The organism is Streptomyces sp. MUSC 14 (assembly GCF_001866675.1).
Classification (GTDB): Bacteria; Actinomycetota; Actinomycetes; order Streptomycetales; family Streptomycetaceae; genus Streptomyces.
On record NZ_MLYN01000001.1, the window covers coordinates 1 to 2,322 of the forward strand.

At 70.3% G+C, this 2,322-nt stretch carries 1 protein-coding gene; it reads left to right on the top strand.

Features of this window, described 5'->3' with window-relative positions:
- Positions 1–2,322, top strand: a 2,322-nt coding sequence (locus BIV25_RS00005; protein ID WP_143076552.1) for a type I polyketide synthase, incomplete at both ends; no start/stop codon positions are given.

The following is a 2,322-nucleotide window of genomic DNA, read 5'->3' on the forward strand; positions in this document are numbered from 1 at the left end:
TTCCTGGAGCTGGGTCCGGATGCGGTGTTGACCCCGATGGTGCGTGAGTGCCTGGACGGGCGGCCGGTGACCGTGGTCCCGGCGCTGCGCCGGGACCGCGGTGAGGTGCGCACTCTTCTGGACGCGGTGGGTGGTCTGTGGGCGGCGGGGGTGGCGGTCGACTGGACGGCGTTGCTGCCTGCGGGAAACCGGGTGGACCTGCCGACGTACGCCTTCCAACACCAGCGCTACTGGTTCGACACCGTCCCGGACGACAACGCGATCGGGACCGAGTCGGCCTTCCTGCGGCGGCTGCGCGGGCTGTCCGAGATCGAGCGCCGCCATGACGTGCAGGACCTGGTGGCCCGGCATGTCGCGGCAACGCTGGGCGTTCCCGTGCAGGATGCTGCGGCCACTGGGGAAACCTTTCACGACCTCGGCTTCGACTCGCTCATGTCGCAGGACTTGCGCGACCGGCTCTCCGCAGCCGTCGGCAGGCCGCTGCCGGCCAGCGTGATCTTTGACTACCCCAGCCCGGATGTCCTCACGAATTTCCTGCTCGCCATGGCTGCTGCGGCAGTTGAGGAGGAGCCGGTGGCGACGGCCGCCGGTGCCGCCGACGACCCGGTGGTGATCGTCGGCATGTCCTGCCGTTTCCCGGGCGGCGTCGGCTCGCCGGAGGACCTGTGGGAGCTCGTCCTGGCGGGCCGGGACGCCGTCGGTGGCTTCCCCCGGGGCCGCGGCTGGGACCTGACCGCCCTCCTCGGACCTGATCCGCAGCACTCCGGCACCACGAATGCCAGGGGCGGCGGCTTCCTCTACGACGCCGACCGGTTCGACGCGGCCTTCTTCGGCATCTCGCCGCGCGAAGCGGCAGCCATGGATCCGCAGCAGCGGGTGCTCATGGAGACCGCCTGGGAGGCCTTCGAACGCGCGGGCATCGATCCGCTCTCGCTGCGGGGCACCCGCACCGGCGTCTTCGTGGGGGCGACCACCCACGGGTACGGCGGCGAGTCGGCGGCGGGCTTCGACGGCTACCAGCTGACCGGCACGGCTCCCGGCGTCATGTCCGGCCGTATCGCCTACCACCTCGGGCTTGAGGGCCCGGCACTGACGGTCGACACGGCGTGCTCTTCGTCGCTGGTTGCGCTGCATGTGGCGGCGCAGGCGCTGCGGTCCGGGGAGTGCTCGCTCGTCCTGGCCGGTGGGGCGGCCGTGATGGGAACACCCATGATCCTCACCGAGTTCGCGCGGCATGGCGGCCTGTCCAGGGACGGCCGCTGCCGGGCGTTCGGCGCCGGGGCGGACGGGACGGGCTGGTCCGAGGGCGCCGGCCTCCTGGTGCTGGAGCGGTTGTCGGACGCCGTTCGCCATGGTCACCCGGTCCTTGCGACGGTGAGGGGTTCGGCGGTGAATCAGGATGGTGCGTCGAATGGTCTGACGGCTCCGAACGGTCCGTCGCAGCAGCGGGTCATTCGTCAGGCGCTGGCGAATGCGGGTTTGTCGGCGAGTGACGTGGACGTAGTGGAGGCGCACGGTACGGGCACGAAGCTGGGTGATCCGATCGAGGCGCACGCTCTGCTGGCGACGTACGGCCAAGAACGTGGTGAGAGCGACCCCTTGTGGCTGGGGTCGTTGAAGTCGAACATCGGCCATACCCAAGCGGCGGCAGGTGTGGCCGGGGTCATCAAGATGGTGCTGGCCATGCGCCACGGGACGATGCCGCGCACGCTGCACGCCGACGAGCCGTCGCCCCACGTCGACTGGACGACCGGCGCCGTCGAGCTGCTGACCGAGGCCCGCGAGTGGTCCTCCACCGGCCGTCCGCGCCGGGCTGGTGTGTCGTCCTTCGGTATCAGCGGCACCAACGCGCACGTCCTCATCGAGGAAGCGCCCGCCACCGCCGAACGCACGGAGCGACCCGCGCCGGGTACGTTCCCCTTCGCCGTCGCCGCCCGCAGCGACCAGGCCCTGCGCGCGCAACTGGCCCGATTGCGCGACTTCCTCACCGTCCATCCCGAGGCCGATCTGGCGGACGTGGCCTATTCCTTGACGACGAGTCGGGCCGCGCTCGATCATCGGGCGGTTGTAGTCGCCGGTGATCGTGAGCAGTTGCTCGACGGACTGGCTGCGGGAGTTGGTGAGGCCGCGACTCGTTCCGTTCCGGGGCGTCTGGCTTTTGTGTTCACTGGTCAGGGTGCGCAGCGTCGGGGTATGGGGCGGGAGTTGTATGAGGTGTTCCCGGTGTTTGCGCGGGCTTTTGACGCGGTGTGTGAGGGGTTCGGCCCTGGCGTGGGTGAGGCGATTGTGGGGGCGGTTGTTGAGGGGGGTGGTGTGTTGGAT